At 73.9% G+C, this 16654-nt stretch carries 11 protein-coding genes; 3 read left to right on the top strand and 8 right to left on the bottom strand.

Going from position 1 to position 16654, the window contains the following annotated elements; genetic code table 11:
- The first annotated feature begins 2 nt into the window (after positions 1-2).
- Positions 3-464, top strand: coding sequence for a hypothetical protein (locus tag ACFFR3_RS03425; protein WP_345397027.1), 462 nt, complete (start codon positions 3-5; stop codon positions 462-464).
- Positions 461-1393: an aminoglycoside phosphotransferase family protein gene (locus ACFFR3_RS03430; RefSeq protein ID WP_364365594.1), complete on the top strand. Its 933-nt coding sequence runs from the start codon at positions 461-463 to the stop codon at positions 1391-1393. The genes ACFFR3_RS03425 and ACFFR3_RS03430 overlap by 4 nt, the downstream gene beginning before the upstream one ends.
- On the opposite strand, the gene ACFFR3_RS03435 is transcribed toward ACFFR3_RS03430, so the two are convergent.
- The 8 genes from ACFFR3_RS03435 to ACFFR3_RS03470 form a co-directional block, all read right to left on the bottom strand.
- On the bottom strand, positions 1366-2481 hold the full coding sequence (locus ACFFR3_RS03435; protein ID WP_379482575.1) for an inositol-3-phosphate synthase: 1116 nt from the start codon (positions 2479-2481) through the stop codon (positions 1366-1368). The two genes, ACFFR3_RS03430 and ACFFR3_RS03435, sit on opposite strands and share 28 nt — an antisense overlap.
- Positions 2482-2611: 130 nt before the next feature.
- Entirely contained in the window at positions 2612-3388 is a 777-nt protein-coding gene (locus ACFFR3_RS03440) for an AfsR/SARP family transcriptional regulator (protein ID WP_345397018.1), read from the bottom strand.
- Between the two features lie 374 nt (positions 3389-3762).
- Positions 3763-5271 carry a condensation domain-containing protein gene (locus ACFFR3_RS03445; protein WP_379482576.1) on the bottom strand — a complete coding sequence of 503 codons (1509 nt, stop codon included), beginning with the start codon at positions 5269-5271 and terminating at the stop codon, positions 3763-3765.
- On the bottom strand, positions 5268-11843 hold the full coding sequence (locus tag ACFFR3_RS03450; RefSeq protein WP_379482577.1) for an SDR family NAD(P)-dependent oxidoreductase: 6576 nt from the start codon (positions 11841-11843) through the stop codon (positions 5268-5270). The genes ACFFR3_RS03445 and ACFFR3_RS03450 overlap by 4 nt, the downstream gene beginning before the upstream one ends.
- A 65-nt stretch (positions 11844-11908) precedes the next feature.
- A complete protein-coding gene (locus tag ACFFR3_RS03455; protein ID WP_345397003.1) occupies positions 11909-12337 on the bottom strand; it encodes a VOC family protein in 429 nt (142 codons plus the stop codon).
- Complete coding sequence (locus tag ACFFR3_RS03460; protein WP_345397000.1) at positions 12334-12573, bottom strand: acyl carrier protein; 240 nt, start codon at positions 12571-12573, stop codon at positions 12334-12336. Before ACFFR3_RS03460 ends, ACFFR3_RS03455 begins: the two co-directional genes overlap by 4 nt.
- Entirely contained in the window at positions 12566-14431 is a 1866-nt protein-coding gene (locus ACFFR3_RS03465; RefSeq protein ID WP_345396997.1) for an HAD-IIIC family phosphatase, read from the bottom strand. Before ACFFR3_RS03465 ends, ACFFR3_RS03460 begins: the two co-directional genes overlap by 8 nt.
- Before the next feature lie 26 nt (positions 14432-14457).
- Complete coding sequence (locus ACFFR3_RS03470) at positions 14458-15471, bottom strand: 3-oxoacyl-[acyl-carrier-protein] synthase III C-terminal domain-containing protein (protein ID WP_345396994.1); 1014 nt, start codon at positions 15469-15471, stop codon at positions 14458-14460.
- A gap of 167 nt (positions 15472-15638) precedes the next feature.
- On the opposite strand from ACFFR3_RS03470, the gene ACFFR3_RS03475 reads away from it, so the two are divergent.
- Positions 15639-16640 carry a methyltransferase gene (locus ACFFR3_RS03475; RefSeq protein WP_345396991.1) on the top strand — a complete coding sequence of 334 codons (1002 nt, stop codon included), beginning with the start codon at positions 15639-15641 and terminating at the stop codon, positions 16638-16640.
- The last annotated feature ends 14 nt before the right edge of the window (positions 16641-16654 follow it).

Consider the following 16654-nt stretch of genomic DNA (forward strand, 5'->3'; position numbering starts at 1 on the left):
TCATGCACTGCCTCCGGCCGGCCCTGGCGACGGCGCTGCTGCTGGCGACGGTCGCCTGCGCGAGCGAGCCGGCCGGATGCGCGTTCCGGGTGGTCAGGGGCGAGCCGCCGGAGTGGGCGCGGACCGGGTTCACGCCGGGGGCGCAGATCCATTACGCCACCAGCGGGCGGGGCGACATGCTCGCCCTGATCTTCGGCTATCCGCTGTTCAGCCCGCCCGCGCCGGACCGGAGCAACAAGATCCTGTGGCGGTCCCGGGTGCCGGTGGAGCCGGGGCCGCTGCGCATCGAAGCCCGGCTGAACGGCACCGGTGCGCCGGAGCGCGTCACCGTCGGCGAAGGGCCGGGGCCGTCGATCGTCGATCTGCCGCGCCCCGGCTGCTGGCGGCTGGAGCTGGCGTGGGGCTCGCACACGGACTCCATCGACCTGGAGTACGTCCGGCCGCGCGATAGTGTGCCCGGATGATCCGCATTCCAGAGGGGTTGGCGCAGGGCACCGTCGCGCGTGAGGGCGAGGCTGGGGCGGCGTGGATCGCCGAGCTGCCCGCGATCGTGACCGAGCTGACAAACCGGTGGGGGTGTGTGCCGGACGGTGAGGTGCTGCACGGCGGGGTCGGTGTGATCGTGCCTGTGCGGCGTCCCGGCGGCGGGGCCGCGGTGATGAAGGTGTCGTTCCCGCATCCGGGCAACGTGCACGAGCCGGACGCGTTCGCGGCGTGGGGCGGGCGGGGTGCGGTCATGCTGTACGAGCGGGCCGACGACCGCTACGCCATGCTGCTCGAACGTGCCGACACCAGGACCCTGGCGACGGCCGGGGACGTGGAGGAGATGGTGACGGTGGCGGGCGGGCTGAGCCGCCGCCTCGCCGTCCCCGCGCCGGAGCACCTGCCGCGCCTGCACGACCGGGCCGGCGCCTGGGAGGAGGAGCTGCGCAGGGACGCGGCCGAGCTGCCGCACACCATGCCGGCGTACGTGGTGGACGCCGCCGTGGCCACCGTCCGCGAGGTGGGGGTGGCGCAGCCCGGCATCCTCATCCACGGTGACCTGCATCCGGGCAACATCCTGCGGGCCGAGCGGGAGCCGTGGCTGGCCGTCGATCCCAAGGGCTACGCGGGCGACCCCGCCTATGACGTGGGGCCGCTGGTCAAGTCGCTGGTGCTGAAGCTGCTTGAGTCGGGCGACCTGGGCAAGGCGCTGCTGCGTACGCTGGACGTCTTCGCCGAGACGGCCGAGCTGGACCGCGAGCGGGTGCGGCGGTGGGCCCAGTTCCACGCGGTGCAGGGGGCGTTCCACGGGCGCAGGCACGGCTTCAGGGTGTCCAGGGCGGGCGAGGTGGACGACCTGGCGCCGCTCCTCGATCTGGCCGATCAGCTGGCGGCGCTGCTCACGGAGTGAGCCCAGGTCACCAGGGTGTCGTACTGGCGTTCCAGGCCGTGCTCGCGCGTCCCCAGCGGGTCCTTGAAGAAGAACGCCAGCTCCGCGAGCGGCCCGTGCAGACCGGCGCGGTGGGCGGCGGCGGTGAGGCGGGCGAGGTCGAGCACCAGCGGGGCGGCCAGCGCGGAGTCGCAGCCCTGCCAGGTGAACTGCAGGGTCATCCGCGCGCCGAGAAAGCCCTCGAACGTGACGTGGTCCCAGGCCGTCTTCCAGTCGCCGAGGTCGGGCACGTGGTGGATGTGCACGGCGTCGTGGACGTCCTCGCCGAGGGTCTCGGCGAGCATGCGGCGCTTGGAGCGGATCTTGCTGTCGGCGCGGTCGGGCTCGGCCAGGGTGGCGCCGTCGCCGCCGCCGAGCAGGTTGGTGCCCGACCAGGACAGCGGGCGCAGCGCCCGCCTGGCGAACATCGGCGCGAGCACCGACTTGACCAGGGTCTCGCCGGTCTTGCCGTCGTGGCCCGCGTACGGCACCCGCCGCTCCTCGGCGAGCTCGGCCAGGGCGGGCAGCCTGGCTCCCGTGGAGGGCGTGAAGTCGACGTAGGGGCAGCCGGCCGTGAACGCCGCCATGGCGTACAGCGAGCTGGGCGGCAGCTCGGCGGTGTCCGTGCCGAGCGCGTGCCGCAGCGCGTCGAGGGTGGTGTGCTGCGGCAGTTCGTACGGCAGCGGCGCCTCGGTCGAGGAGACGTTGACCACGACGACGGTGTCCAGGCCGTTCCTGTGGCGGAAGCCGGCCAGGTGGGCGGCCACCTGCTCGACGGCGGTGCGCTGGTCGGGCGCGGTGGCGAGCGGGCTGGGCCGGATCTCCTCCTCCGCCGCCCGCAGGTCGCGCTCGACGAGCGCGGGCAGCCCCGGGGGCACCACGCGGGCGTCGACGAGCTGTTCGGCGCGCTTGAGCAGCGGAGTGTCCACCAGCTCGTGCCCGCCGAACACCAGGTCGCCGAATTCCGTGAGGGGCACGGAGGCGAAGTCGGGCCGCGCGGTGACGCACCCCGTGGGCGCCACCAGACCCGCGCGCATGGCGGCGGCTCCCAGCGTCGCCGTCGTGCCCACCGACCCCCGTGCTCCTATGAGCCAGATCCCCGTCCGCACCGTCCGTCTCCCGTCCCCCGTGTGGCTTGGTCAGGGGGAACCTAGGCGGCGCGGCCATACCTCAGCTATATCTCCAGCGGCTCCGCCCCCGTCAGGCGGCGCCTCGCAAATTGAGCACGTCCGGGTGGTCGAGCCCGGAGTCTCCGGTCAGGATCGCCTGGTGCACGCGCCGCAGCTCCTCCCCCGGCGCGACGCCCAGGTGCTCGGCGAGGATCTCCCGTCCCTGCTGGTAGACCTGGAGCGCGTCGGCCGGCCGGCCGCAGCGGTAGAGCGCGATCATGAGCTGGGTCCTGAGCCCCTCCCTGAGCGCGTCCTCGCTCACGAGGCCGGTCAGCTCGGGTACGAGCTCCACGTGCATGCCCAGGGCCAGCCTGGCGTCGATGTGCCGCTCCAGCACCGTCCTGCGGCTCTCCTCCAGGCCGGGGAGCTCCGCAGCCGACAGTTGCCCGGTCACGTCGCAGAGGGCGGGGCCGCGCCACAGCGCGAGCGCCCTCCTGAGCGTGCTCTCCGCCTGGATGAATTCTCCGGCGCCGAGCTGGCGGGCGCCCTGGTCGGCCAGGGTCTGGAATTTTCGGTGGTCCACTTCCCATTGTCCGGTGACCAGCTGATAACCACTCCCTTCACGAGTGATTTCCAGGCTGCCTTTCCGCAGCCGGTGCCGGAGCCGCGACACGTACGTGCAGATCTGCGCGCCCGGTGTCGTGGGCGGCTGCTCACCCCACAACAGGTAGCTCATTCTCTGATCAGAAAGCGGCCTGCCCTCGGCGAACAGCAACGCAGCCAGCACGGTGCGTAGCTTGGCCCCGTCCAGCGGAACGGTACGCCTGCCACTCCAGGCCTCGACCGGCCCCAGGAGCCGGAACTCCATGTGGCACCCCCTTGTTTACCGGAATGCTCCAACACTCCAAGATTGCCATCTTCCGATAAGGAATGCTGTAATCGCGGACAACCTTTTACTTGACAGCTGAAAATCACGAAAAAAGGTCGCCATCACACGGAGCGACGGCTCGTCGGATAAGCGTGACCGGCATTCTTGAAATGTACCGGAATTATATTCCGGCAGGGGTGGTGAAACCGCAGGCCATCGGAGAATATGACGTTGACTCATCTCCGGCGATGGCCCGCGGCTTTCTGACAGGTGAAGTCAGGAGGGCGACGGTGGTGAAACCGCCACCCGAATTCGGGGGCATCGGCCTACGCCGGGGGTAGGTCTAGGCCCCCCTTCCGCGCGCCAGGGCCCGCTCAGCCGGCGCCCCACCCGAGCATGAGCCGCTGCTCCTCCTCGGTCAGCATGGGCAGCCGGGACAGCGGCGCGTCGGGGTCGGCGGCGGCCGCCGCCAGCAGCACCCGCAGGTTGCTCACCAGGCGTTCGACGGTCGCCCGGTCGAACAGGTCGGTGTCGTACGTCAGCGCGCCCGCGATCGTCCCGTCCGTCTCGTGCAGTTGGAGGTCGAGGTCGTAGCGGGAGGTCGGGTGCGACAGCGGATGCGGCGCCAGCACGAGGTCGCCGAGGTCGAGCACGAGCGCGTCCGCCGAGCGCAGCCCGAACAGCGACACCCCTTCCGGCCCGCGCGCCTGCCGGAACCTGACGCGGTGGGACTTCTGCATGCCGAAGCTGACCTCGCACAGCGGCGGGCGGCTCGGGTCACGCTCGGGGTTGAGCAGGTCCACCAGCACCGCGAACGGCAGGTCCTGGTGGTCGAGCGCGTCGAGCACGCCGTCGCGTACGCGCCGCACGAGCACGCGGAACGACGGCGGCCCCGCGAGGTCGGCGCGCAGCACCACCGAGTCCGCGAAGTAGCCGACGACCTGGCTGAAGGCGGCCTGCTCCCGGTGCGCGGTCGGGGTCGCCACCCGCAGGTCGGCCTGCCCGGTGTGCCGGTAGAGCAGGGTGTAGAAGCCGGCCAGCAGCACCACGAACAGCGTCGCCGCCTCGGCGTCGGCCAGACGGCGCAGCGCGGCCGACAACTCGGCGTCGAACGACATCGGGCACCGGTCGCCGCGCCGGCGGCGGACGCGGGGGCGCGGCCGGTCCGTACGCAGCCCCAGGTCGGGCAGCGGCCCGGCGAGCCTGCTACGCCAGTAGGCGGCCAGCCGCGCGCCCTCGGGACCGCCCAGCAGGGCCGCCTGCCGGCGGACGTAGTCGGTGTAGCGGGCCCCCACCTCCGGCAGGTCCGGCGGCTCGCCGCGCAGCCTGGCGGTGTAGAGCACGCCCAGCTCGTCCAGGCACTGGAAGGCCGACCAGGCGTCCAGGGCGATGTGGTGGCCGTTGAGCAGCAGGACCTGCCCGCCGTCGCCGCGCTCGTACAGGTGCCAGCGCAGCACCGGGCCCTCCGCCAGGTCGAACGGGCGCATCGCCTCGCGGGTGAGCAGCGCGGCGAAGGCGTCCTCGTCGAGGTCACGGGCGTCGTACGACTCCAGCCGCACCTGCCCGGCCGGCGGGTGCACGCGCTGGAACGGGATGCCCTCCAGCGCCACGTACGTCGTCCGCAGCATCGGGTGCCGGGCGGCCAGGTCGGCGAGCGCGCCATCGAAGGCCGCCCGGTCCAGCCGGGTCAGCACCCGCCACGCGGACGGGACGTTGTAGGCGGGATTGCCGGGATCGACGTGATGCATGAACCACATGGCCTGCTGGCCGTGCGAGAGCGGGAACAGCTCGTCGCCCTTCGCACGGCGCAGCAGCAGGTCGCGTACGAGCGCGCGTTTCTCCTCCGGCGCGAGCCGCTCGAGCAGGTCGGCGATGCCCGTCACGCGGTGCTCTCCCCACCGGCCAGCAACTGGCCGAGCACGGCGTCGAGGTCGCCGTCCGACAGCTCGTCGACCTGCTCGGGGCGCAGCTCCGGCACGGTCACCGGCTGGGCGGGGGTGCGTGCCTCGGCACGACCGGACTCGGCCGCCTGCGCCGGAGCGTGCGCCTCGGCGAGACCGGACTCGACGTATTTCGCGATCTCCACGATGGTCGCGCCGCCGAGCAACCGGGCCGTCGAGACGACCACGCCCGTGCTGGACTCGATGGCCTGGCGCAGCTCCATCGCCATGAGCGAGTCCACCCCCAGCGACGTGGCCGACGCCTCCGGGTCGAGCAGCGCGGGATCCGTCCTGGTGATCTTGGCGATCTGCCGGGTGACGTGCTCGACGAGCAGGCCGGCGCGGCGGTCCGGCGCGGCGGCGAGCAGCTCGTCCTTGAGCCCCTTGCCGTCGTGGCCGGCCCGGTCCGCGCCGGAGTCGTCGGGGACGGCCAGCAGGTCGCGCAACAGCGAGCCGCGCCCGGCCGAGGGCAGCAGCTCAGCCCAGCGGCCCGGCTCGAACCGGGTGATCGCCACCTGCGCGGGCCCGCCCGCCGCCAGCTCCCGCATGAGCGCGTCGAAGCCCTCGTCGGGGGTGCAGCTCGGCAGGCCGCGGTCCTCCAGCCGGCCGCCGCGGTCGGGGCGGGCCGCGAGCCCGATGTCCGACCAGGGGCCCCAGTTGATCGTGGTGGCGGGCATGCCGTGGGCGCGCCGGTGGTGGGCAAGCGCGTCCATGGCGGTGTTGCCCGCCGCGTAGTTGGCCTGGCCCGGGTTGCCGAGCAGGGCCGCGACGGAGGAGAACAGCACGAAGAAGTCGAGCGGCGCGCCGGCCGCGAGCCGGTGCAGGTTCCAGGAGCCGAGCGCCTTCGGGCCGAGCACGGTCGTGAAGTCCTCCCAGGTGAGCTGGGCCAGCGTGCGATCGGCCAGCACACCCGCCGCGTGCACGACGCCGCGCAGCGGGGGCGCGCCCGCCAGGGCCGAGGTGACGGCGCGGGCCAGGTCCGCGTGCCTGGCGACGTCGGCGCGTACCACGGTGACGGCGGTGCCGGCCGCGCGCAGCACGTCCAGCTCGGCGGCCGTCTCCGGGCTCGGCGCGCGCCTGCCGAGCAGGATCAGGTGTCCCGCGCCCTCGCGGGCCAGGGCGCGCGCGGTGCCGAGGCCGAGCGCGCCCAGGCCGCCGGTGACCAGGTAGCTGCCGTCCGCGCGGACCGGCAGGTCGCCCGACGGCTTCCGCTCCATGGACACCAGCACCTTGCCGACGTGCCTGGCCCTGGCGAGGCGGCGGAAGGCGGCGCCGGCCGCCCGTACGGGGTGCACCTCCCTGGGCAGCGGGCTCAGCCGGCCGTCCGCGAGGCGGCCCATCAGCTCCCGCAGCGCCGCGCCGACCTGCTCGGGCCGGTGCAGGAACAGCGCCTCGACGTCGAGCGAGCAGAACGACAGGCCCCTGCCGAAGTGCGCGAGCCCGACCTGGGTGTTCTCCTCGATGTCGCGCTTGCCCAGCTCCACGAACCGGCCGCCGGGGCGCAGCGCCGCCAGGCCCGCCTCGATGGCGTCGCCGGACAGCGAGTTCAGCACGATGTCCACGCCCTCGCCGCCGGTCAGCTCCCGCACCTGCGCGGCGAAGTCCACGGAACGGGAGTCCATGACGTGCTCGATGCCCAGCTCGTCGCGCAGGTAGGCGCGCTTCTCCTCGCTCCCGGCGGTGGCGAACACCTCGGCGCCGGCCGCGCGGGCGAGCTGCACGGCCGCGAGGCCCACGCCGCCGCTCGCCGAGTGGATCAGCACCCTGTCGCCCGCGCCCATGCCGGCCAGCCGTTCCAGCCCGAAGTACGCGGTCAGGAAGACGATCGGCGCGGTCACGGCGTCCTCGAAGCTCAGCGTGTCGGGCAGCGGCACGACCACGCGGGCGTCGGCGTGCACGTGGGAGGCCACGCAGCCGCGCGAGGAGTCGGTGATGGCGACCACCCGCTGCCCCACCGAGAGCCCTTCGACGCCCTGGCCGAGTGCCGTGACGCGGCCCGCGCACTCGATGCCGAGCGGCAGGGCGGCGGTCGTGGCGGCGGGCAGCACGCCCATGGCGCGCAGCACGTCCTTGAAGTTCAGCGCCGCGACCGCCACCCCGACCTCGACCTCGCCGGGCGCGGGCGGCTCCGCCTCCGCGGGGGTGAGGCGGAGCCGGTCCAGCGGGCCCGGCGCGGGCATCTCCAGCCGGAACCTGCCGCCGCCGCGCAGCAGCTCGGCGCCGCGCACGGTCTCGTCATCCTCCTGTACGGGGTACGGCAGGCGGCGCATCCTGGCCGCGTACCGCTCGCCGTGCCGCCAGGCCACCTGGTCCTCGTCCTCGGCCGCCAGCTCGTCGGCGAGCGCGCCGGGGCTGCCCTGTTCGAGGTCCACGAGGGTGCAGCGCAGCTCGGGGTGCTCGTGGGCGACGGTCCTGCCGAATCCCCACAGGGACGCCGGCACGATGTCGGGCAGCTCGCCCTGCCTGACGGCGGCGGCTCCCGTGGTGACGATCCACAGCCGGGTCGATGTGGCGGCCAGCGCCTGCACCAGGTGCAGCGCGCCGCCACAGGCCAGGGCGAGCGCCCCGGCCAGCACGTCCGCGTCCGACGTCGCCGCGTCCTGGGCGGTGGCCGCTCCCATGGAAGCGGCGCGGTCCTGCTCCCCCGTCCTCCCCGTGTCGCCGGGGAGCAGGGCCCAGGCGTGGATGACGCCGTCCAGGTCGTGGTCGGCGGCGACGTCGGTGAGCAGGCGGGCGAAGTCGGCGGGGGCGGCCGGGTCGATGACGTAGTGGTCGGGAGCCAGACGCTCGTACGTCTGGCCGGGGTGGACCCTGACGCAGGTGTGGCCGCGGGCGGTCAGCGTCTCGTGCAGCGTGCCGCCGGGGGCGTCGAGGAGCAGGAGGCGGCGGGTGGTCTCCTCGCGGGGCGGGGCGGGCAGCGGCTGCCAGGCGATCTCGTAGCGGGCCTCGGTCATCTTCTCCGTGGCGTCGTCCGTGCCGCCCAGGCGGCGCATCGCCAGGCCGTCCACCTCCAGGACGAGCGTGCCGTCCGGGTTCCACACCTTGAGGTCGGCGCGGCCGTCGGCGCCGAGGCTCGCGTGGGCGAGGCAACCGTCGGCGGGCGCGCCGTGCAGGCGCAGGCGCGTGAGGCTGACCGGCAGGTACGTGTCCGTGCCGTCCGGCAGCGTGGCGAGGACGGTCTGCAGGCAGGCGTCGAGGATCGCCGGGTGCACCACGTGCGGGTCTCCGGGGGCGGTCACCGTGCCGAAGCCGGACAGCTCCGCCCACGCCTCGCTGCCCGCGCGGTGCACGCGCTGGATCCGCTGGAACCTCGGCCCGTAGCGCAGGCCGCGCGCGGCGCACTCCCGGTAGAAGTCGTCCGCGCCGATGACCGCACAACCCTCGGGCACCGCCGGCGCCTGCGCGGCTTCTGTGGCCGGTTCCGTGGCTGGGGCTGGGCGGAGGCGGCCCTTCGCGTGCAGGGTCCAGGCGCCGTCGCCCTGGTCGCTGTAGATCTGGAAGGCGCGCTGCTCCCCCGTGCCGGCCAGCGCCAGCTGGACCTGGGTGGTGCGCTGGTCGGGCAGGGTCAGGGCGGCGGCGAAGATCAGGTCGGTCAGCTCCACCGGCTCGCCGCCCGAAGCCGCGAGGGCCATCTCCGCGTAGCCGGCCGCGGGGAAGACGGCCATGTCGTCCACGCGGTGCTCGGCCAGGTACGGCGTGGTGCGGACGTCCTGCCACGACTCCCAGAACTCGGTGCCGGGGTGCGCGGCGAGCTGCATGCGGGCGCCGAGGATCGGGTGGCCGGCCGTGCCGTGCCGGGGACGCCCTGCCGTGGCCGAGTCCTTCCACGGGAAGCTGGTGTGCTGCCACGGGTAGCGCGGCAGGTCCACGTGCGCGCCCCGGCCGGGGAAGAGGGCGGGCCAGTCGGGCTCGTGGCCCGCCACGTACAGGTGGGCGAGCGAGCCGAGCGCCACCTCCACGCCCTCGTCGCGCCGCATCGACGGCAGCAGGAGCAGGTCGGCCTCGATGCCGCGGCCGATCGCGCCGAGCACCACCGGGTGGGGGCTGATCTCCACGAACGTGTCGTGCCCCTCGGCCACCAGCCGCTCGACGGCCGGCCAGAACCGAACCGGCTCGCGCAGGTTCCGCACCCAGTAGGCGGCGTCCAGCCGCTCCGCCTCAGGGTCGGCGGTCGAGTGGAACGCGGTCCCACCCGTGACGGCCCCGCCGCCGACGCCGGTGATCTCCGTGCGCAGCAGGTCGCGCAGGGCGTCCATGTGGGGGCTGTGGGCGGCGACGTCGATGTCGATGCGGCGGCAGAACACCTCGCCGCCCTCCAGCTCGCCCACGATCTTGTCGATCGCGGCCCGGTCACCGGAGACGACCGTGGTGGACGGGCCGTTGAGCGCCGCCACCGAGACCTGCCCCGCGTACGGCTCCACCAGCGCGCGGGCCTCCTCGTGCGCCAAGCCCACCACGGCCATGCCGCCCCGGCCCGCCGTGGTCGCCATCAGCCGGCTTCTGGCGCAGATGACGCGGGCGCCGTCGTCCAGCGAGAGCCGGCCGGCCGCGCAGGCCGCCGCCAGCTCGCCCATGCTGTGCCCGATCACGGTGTCGGGCACGATGCCCCACGACCGCCAGAGCGCGGCCAGCGCCACCTGCACCGAGAACAGCACCGGCTGCACCACGTCGATCGGCAGCGCCGTCATCCGCTCCGGCGGGCCGGACAGCAGCTCCAGCACCGACCAGCCGCTCCACCGGCGCACGGCCGCGTCGCACCGCTCGATCTCGGCGCGGAAGACCGGCTCGGACGCGAGCAGCTCCGCGCCCATGCCGGGCCACTCGGAGCCCTGCCCGGGGAAGACGAACGCCACCTTGCCCGGCCGCGCGGGGACCCGGCCGGTGACCGTGCCCGCCTTGGCCCGGCCCTCCTTGAACGCGGCCAGCGCCTCGCGCAGCTCGGCGGCCGACCCGGCGTGCACGACCAGCCGGTGCGGCTCGTGGCTGCGGCGGGTGGCCGCCGCCCGGCACACGTCCGGCGCGGCGGGGCCGTCCGGCCTGGCCAGCAGCTCCTCGTACGCGCCCGCCGCGTCGGCCAGCGCCTGCTTGGACCGCGTGGACAGGGCGAGCAGCAGCCCGCGCGAGGTGACCGCCGACTCGGACGCGACCGCGGCGGAGGCCGCAGCAGGGGCCGTGGCGGAGGCGGCGGAGGGGGCCATGGCGGAAGCGGCGGGTTCGGGGGCGGGGGCGGCTTCCAGGACGACGTGGGCGTTCGTGCCGGTGATGCCGAACGAGCTGACCCCGACCGCGGCGGGCGCGTCCTCTGGCCACGGCTCCAGCTCCCGCTGCACCCGGACGGCGTGCCGGTCCCAGGCGAAGGCGGGGGTGGGCTCGGCGCAGTGCAGGGACGGCGGCAGCGTCCTGTGGTGCAGGCTGAGCGCGGCCTTGATGACGCCGGCGATGCCCGCGGTGCCCTCGGTGTGCCCGATGTTGGTCTTGACCGAGCCGACCTTCACCGGCCGGTCCGCCGGGCGGCCCGCCGCGAAGACCGCCGCGATGGCGGACAGCTCGACGGGGTCGCCGACGGCCGTGCCGGTGCCGTGCGCCTCCACGTAGTGGACCCGGTCGGGGGTCAGGCCGGCGTCGGCGTACGCGGCGCGCAGCACCTGCTCCTGCCCCGACTGGCTGGGCGTGCCGGCGGAGGCGCCGGTCTGGCCGTCGTTGTTGACCGCGCCGCCGCGTACCACGGCATAGACGCGGTCGCCGTCGGCCAGGGCCGCCGACAGGGGCTTGAGCACGACCACGCCGAACCCGTCGCTGCGCACGAACCCGTTGGCCGAGGCGTCGAACGCCTTGCAGCGCCCGTCGGGCGCCAGCATGTTGCCCCGCGAGAACGACACGCTGATGCCGGGGTCGAGCAGCACGTTCGCGCCGGCGGCCAGCGCCAGGTCGGCCTCGCCGCGCCGGATGCTCTGGCAGGCGAGGTGCAGCGCCACCAGCGAGGAGCAGCAGGCGGCGTCGATGACCATGCTGGGGCCCTGGAGGGCCAGCGCGTGTGACAGGCGGCCGGCGATGACGCTGCGGGCGGTGCCGCGCATCGAGTACAGGTCGTTGTCGTGGGAGTCGGCCGACTCCATGCACTCGTAGTCGCTGAAGTGCACGCCCGCGAAGACGCCCGTACGCGAGCCGGCCAGCAGGTGCGCGGGCAGCCCCGCGTCTTCGAGCGCCTCCCAGGCGACCTCCAGCAGGACGCGCTGCTGCGGGTCGGTACGCGCGGCCTCGCGCGGCGAGTGCCGGAAGAACTCGGCGTCGAACTCGTCCACGCCGTCGATGAAGCCGCCCAGCCGGTTGTTGATCCGGCCCGGCGTGGCGGGCGTCGGGTCGTAGTAGGCGCCGGCGTCCCATCGGTCGGCGGGCACCTCGCCGATGGCGTCGCGGCCGTCGCGGAGCAGCCGCCAGAATTCCTCCGGTCCGCGCCCGCCGGGAAGCCTGCAGCCGATTCCGATGATCGCGACGAATTCTTCGTTGGAACGCACCGGTGCCCCTTTTCCGTCGTTATCGAGGTCCGCTCGGCATTCTGTGCGGGCCCGCAATATGCCGCCTATACGCGCCGTTCCGCGCTTTCCTGGTACGCCACCAGCTCGACGAGGAACGCGGCGGGGCGGGGGACGTACATGAAGGCCACGGTCATTCCGGGGCGGGCGCCTCTGCACGGGGAGGCGTCCACCGGGGACAGCCCGCTCCCGCGCAGCCGGCTCAGCTCGGCCTCGACGTCGTCCACGACGAACGCGACGTGGTAGAGCCCTGGGCCCTGACCGGCGAGCCTGCCCTCGATCGCCGAGTTCGGGCGGGCGGGTGAGACCAGCTCGATGTCGGGTCCCTGGCCGGGCAGGCGCCAGAACTCACAGGTGACGCCGTAGTCGTCGGCGACGCCGCCGTCCACCGGGGACAGCCCGAGCGTCTCCAGGAACGCGCCGGTCCGCAGCGGTTCCGGGGTGGCCAGGCCGATGTGGTCGATGCCGAGGATCATGCGGCCGTCGTCCGGCCGACCAGCTCGGTGAGGTCGCCGACGGTCCGTACGGCGTGGAACTCGCGCAGGTCGAGCGTGACCCGCAGCCGGCTTTCGAGCTGGGCCAGCGCTTCGAGGGAGCTGATGCTGTCCCAGTCGCGCTCGGCCAGGACGTCCTCGTGGCGCAGCCGCCCGGCGTCCTCGCCGAGTATCTCGGCGAGGACCTCGGTCACGACCCTGCTGACCTGCTCACTCATGTCCGCTCCGCTCGCTCGTCGTGATCCAGCCGGGCAGATCCACCGTGCCGGTGGTCAGGTCGAGGACGAACGTGCCGTCCCCGTCGCCATCCCCGTCACCGTCCCCGTCGCCGTCCCCGTCCCTGGTGAAGCCGGCCTGCGTCCAGAAGGCGGCGGCGACCCGGTTGCGCTTCGTGGGGACGTACCGGCCGACCAGGGTCCGCGCGCCGCTCCCGGCGGCCTGCTCGGACAGCCAGGCGGCGATCGCCGTCTCGATGCCGCGTCCCAGCACCCGGCAGCTCAGCACCAGGTTGAGCACCCGCCACGTACGCGTGCCGCGCTCGGCCCACAGCGCGCCCACGATGCCGTCGGAGCCGAACCTGTCGGACACCGTCACGGTCGCCACCAGGTGGTCGGGGCGCGCGGCCAGCTCGGCCGTCTCGGCCTCGCCGAACCTGACGCCGGTGAGGTTGAACTGGTTCGTCCGCGCGGCGAGCTGCGCCGCCCGCGCCACCGTGTACGGCGTGACCGGCGCGATCTCCACCTCGATCTTCAGCGCCCGCAGGTAGTCGGCGGCCGCCTCGAACCCGTCGGAGAACTCGGCCCGCTCCGCCCGCGCCCGGTAGAGGTCGGCGCGCCGCAGGTCGGCGTCGGTGAGCGACAGCGCGTCGAACCAGCCGGTCCGCAGCAGCCTCCTGACCAGGTGGGCGGGGTCGCCGGCGGCCGAGACGACGCCGATCTCGGGAAAGCGGTCGGCCACCTCGGCGCGTTCGACCTCGGTGTCGTCCACGAAGACGAACGCGGACGGCGGCAGGCCGAGCGCGTCGGCCACCCTGCTCAGGTTCTCCGCCTTCGACGACCAGTTGACCGCCCGCGCCGCGAACGCGTCGGCGCGCAGCAGCATCTCGGGGTGCCCGCTCAGCGCCTCCTCGACGGGCTCGGCGTCGTTCTTGCTGGCCAGGACGAGGATGACGCCCTGCTCGCGCAGCCGCAGCACGGCCCGCTGGAACGCGCTGTAGCAGTTGCCCGGGTAGAGGCCGCCCAGCTGCACGCCGCCGGCGCCGGCCTCGCCGAGCACCCCGCCCCACAGCGTGCCGTCCAGGTCGAGGGCGAGCACCTTGCGCGACAGGCCGAGTCCGGCCTGGACGACGCGGCGCACCTCGCGGGCCAGCACCAGCAGCGCGCCGTCGGTGTAGGGCAGGTCGCCGTAGCGGTGCGTGCGGTCGTCGCGGGCCGCGTACGGCTCCTCGGCCAGCAGCCCGGCCAGGTCCACGACCTCGACGGCGGCGTGCTGCTCGGCGAGGGCGAGGAGGGCGGCGTTCAGCTCGTACCAGAGCTTCGTGACCTGGGTGCGGGCCTGCCGGCTCACCAGGCCGTCGCGCAGCTCGGCGGGCATGGGGACGGTGTGCAGGATCAGCGTGGGGCCGCCGGTGGGCAGGTTTCGGGTGAGTGCGGCCAGCCTGGCGCGTACGTGCTCCTCCAGGGCCGAGACGCCGGCGGCGGACCAGTCGCGGGGCAGGAAGAAGGACTCGTCCATGAGCGCGCTGACGAACCGCGGCGACGAGCGGGCGAACGACCCCGTGGCGAGCTCCCTGTCCAGCGAGCCGTGCTCCCCCACGGTCAGCTCGGGCAGCACGCCGGCGGCCACGAGCTGGGCCCGCAGGATCTGCTCGTACGGGCCGATCGTGGCCGTCGCCAGCACGGTCACCGGCACGACGGGCGCGTCCTCCGCGCTCGGCGGTGGCAGTGTCGCCAGCAGGCGTCCCGCGCGGCGGGCCAGCGCGGGGTCGGCCGTCTCCAGCAGCGCCAGGCGGGTGCGCGGCGGCGGCATGCGGCGCTCGGCGACGGCAGTCCGCAGCTCCTGCAGCAGTGCGTCCATGATCACCTTTCCCCCGAAACGTCCGGTCAGACCCTGATGAGGCTGCAGTACCAGCGCATGCCGATCGAGGTGCCGGTCAGCGCGGCGAGGTCGCCCGGCGTCAGCTCGGCCGCGTCCCAGCGCTGCCCCAGCGCGAGGAGCTGGTCGGCGGCGCCCATGTGCCCGTGCGCGGCGGCCAGGCCGGCGTTGGTGCGCTCGGGCGGGATGCCGAACGGGCGGGCGACGTCGGCGATGGCGTCCTCGCTCTCGTTCAGCGCGAAGACATGCGTCAGCTCGCCCGGGTCCACGCCGGCCCGCTCGCAGGCCCGCTCGATCACCTCGGCCGAGCGGGCGGCCAGCGCGTCCACGAAGGCGCGCAGCCGGCGCGGGCTCTTGTCGAAGTGGGCGTGCACCCGCTCGGTGCCGGCCGGGGCCGTGGCGGCCGACCAGCCGGGCGGCGGCACGGGGGCGAGCGCGCCGCCGTAGTCCGTGCGGAACCAGTCGCAGAACTCGGGGTCGGTGAACTGGTGGGTGGCCAGCCACCGGTTGCGGGGATGGCCGCGCCGCAGCACCGCCGCGACCGCCCCGTCGCTGTGCACGGCGGTGTTGACCGTCATCCGGTTGCGATGGAACTCGCTCACCCGGTTCACCGCGACGAACAGCACGGTCTCGATCTCCGGCTGGACGGCCAGCGTGCCCGCCACCGTGCCGAGGCCGGTCACGCCGCACGCGCAGCCCTCGGTGAGCAGCAGCGTCTGGACGCGGTCGATCTTCAGTTCCCTGGCCAGCGCCGCCGAGGAGTCCCAGTGCAGGTATTCGGGCAGCTCCGACACCGCCACCACCAGCAGGTCGAGGTCGGCGGGGGCGAGCCCGACCCGGTCGAGCGCCGCCCGGCCGGCCCGCGCGGCGAGCTCGGTGCCCGTGACGCCGTCCTCGGCCCGGTGGAAGGTGCGGTAACCCATGCGCAGAATGCGTTCGGGGTCGGGCACGTAGTCGGCGGCGACCTCCCGCACGTCCTCGTCCGCTCCGAACGCGTAACCGAAACCGGCGATCCCGAACATCTTCCTCCCGCGCGCTCGTGCCGTCGCCGCCGATTATGGAAAATGCGTCTATACATCTCCGATAAATCGGCGCCATACGCGGTCACCGCACCCTGACGATTTCCGGGAACGAAGTTAGGCTTTCCAGCCGGAATTGTTTTTTTCGACACCGGGAAACGGATGGCATCATGTTGCCGAGCGAGCTCGAACGCGCCGTATACGGGGTCGTCGCGACCCCGGCCCTCCACGTGGCCGACCGGCACGGCGTCTTCACCCACCTGATCCGCCACGGCGGCGCCACGGCCCCTGAGCTGGCCGCCGCCCTGGGCGTCGACGCCGACACCCTCGAACGGGTGCTGCTGGTCCTCGTGGCCTTCGGCGTCCTCGGCAAGACGCCGGACGAGCAGTACGTCGTGCCCGAGCCGATGCGGCCGTACCTCGACAGGGACGACCCGCGCTACCTCGGCGGGTTCGTGGAGCACCTGGCCACCGAGACCGTGGCGCGGATGGGGCGGCTCGACGCCTACCTGCGCGAGGGAAAGGCGGCGGTCGACCGGGACCTGCCGTCACCGTTCGAGACCCTCTACCGCGACGAGGCCGCCACCCGCGACTTCCTGCGGGCCATGTGGGACCTCAGCTACGCGCCCTCGCAGGAGATCGCCGCCCTGGCCGGGCTCGGTGACGTCACGCGGCTGGTGGACGTGGGCGGCGCGACGGGGCCGTTCGCCACGGCGGCGCTGCGGCACGCGCCCGCGCTGCACGCCGTGATCTTCGACCTGCCGCAGGTGGAGCCGTACCTGCGCGAATCGGCTCAGCGGCACGGTCTGATCGGGCGGCTGGCGTTCAAGGGGGGTGACTTCTTCGCCGACGAGCTGCCCCAGGGCGACTGCATCGCCTTCGGGTACGTGCTGTCGGACTGGACGGACGCGACGTGCGCGATGCTGCTGGAGAAGGCGTACCGGGCCTGCACGCCGCCGGGGCGGGTGCTCATCATGGAACGGCTCTTCGACGACGCCCGTACGGGGCCGCTGCCCACGTCCGTCATGAACCTGACCATGCACGTCGAGACCGAGGGCCGGCACCGCACCGCCGCCGAGTACTGCGCGCTGCTGGAGGCGGCCGGCTTCACGAACTGCGAGGTGCACAGGACCGGCGGCGAGAAGCACCTCGTCATCGGCCACCGCAAGTGACAGGAACGGCCGGC

Origin of the sequence: Nonomuraea salmonea, assembly GCF_042428605.1 — a bacterium.
GTDB lineage: Bacteria > Actinomycetota > Actinomycetes > Streptosporangiales > Streptosporangiaceae > Nonomuraea > Nonomuraea salmonea.

Bases quoted from the DNA above. Each gene is read 5' to 3' on its own strand.
- ACFFR3_RS03425 (WP_345397027.1), top strand. From the start codon at position 3: ATGCACTGCCTCCGGCCGGCCCTGGCGACGGCGCTGCTGCTGGCGACG.
- ACFFR3_RS03430 (WP_364365594.1), top strand. From the start codon at position 461: ATGATCCGCATTCCAGAGGGGTTGGCGCAGGGCACCGTCGCGCGTGAG.
- ACFFR3_RS03440 (WP_345397018.1), bottom strand. From the start codon at position 3,388: ATGGAGTTCCGGCTCCTGGGGCCGGTCGAGGCCTGGAGTGGCAGGCGT.
- ACFFR3_RS03455 (WP_345397003.1), bottom strand. From the start codon at position 12,337: ATGATCCTCGGCATCGACCACATCGGCCTGGCCACCCCGGAACCGCTG.
- ACFFR3_RS03460 (WP_345397000.1), bottom strand. From the start codon at position 12,573: ATGAGTGAGCAGGTCAGCAGGGTCGTGACCGAGGTCCTCGCCGAGATA.
- ACFFR3_RS03465 (WP_345396997.1), bottom strand. From the start codon at position 14,431: ATGGACGCACTGCTGCAGGAGCTGCGGACTGCCGTCGCCGAGCGCCGC.
- ACFFR3_RS03470 (WP_345396994.1), bottom strand. From the start codon at position 15,471: ATGTTCGGGATCGCCGGTTTCGGTTACGCGTTCGGAGCGGACGAGGAC.
- ACFFR3_RS03475 (WP_345396991.1), top strand. From the start codon at position 15,639: ATGTTGCCGAGCGAGCTCGAACGCGCCGTATACGGGGTCGTCGCGACC.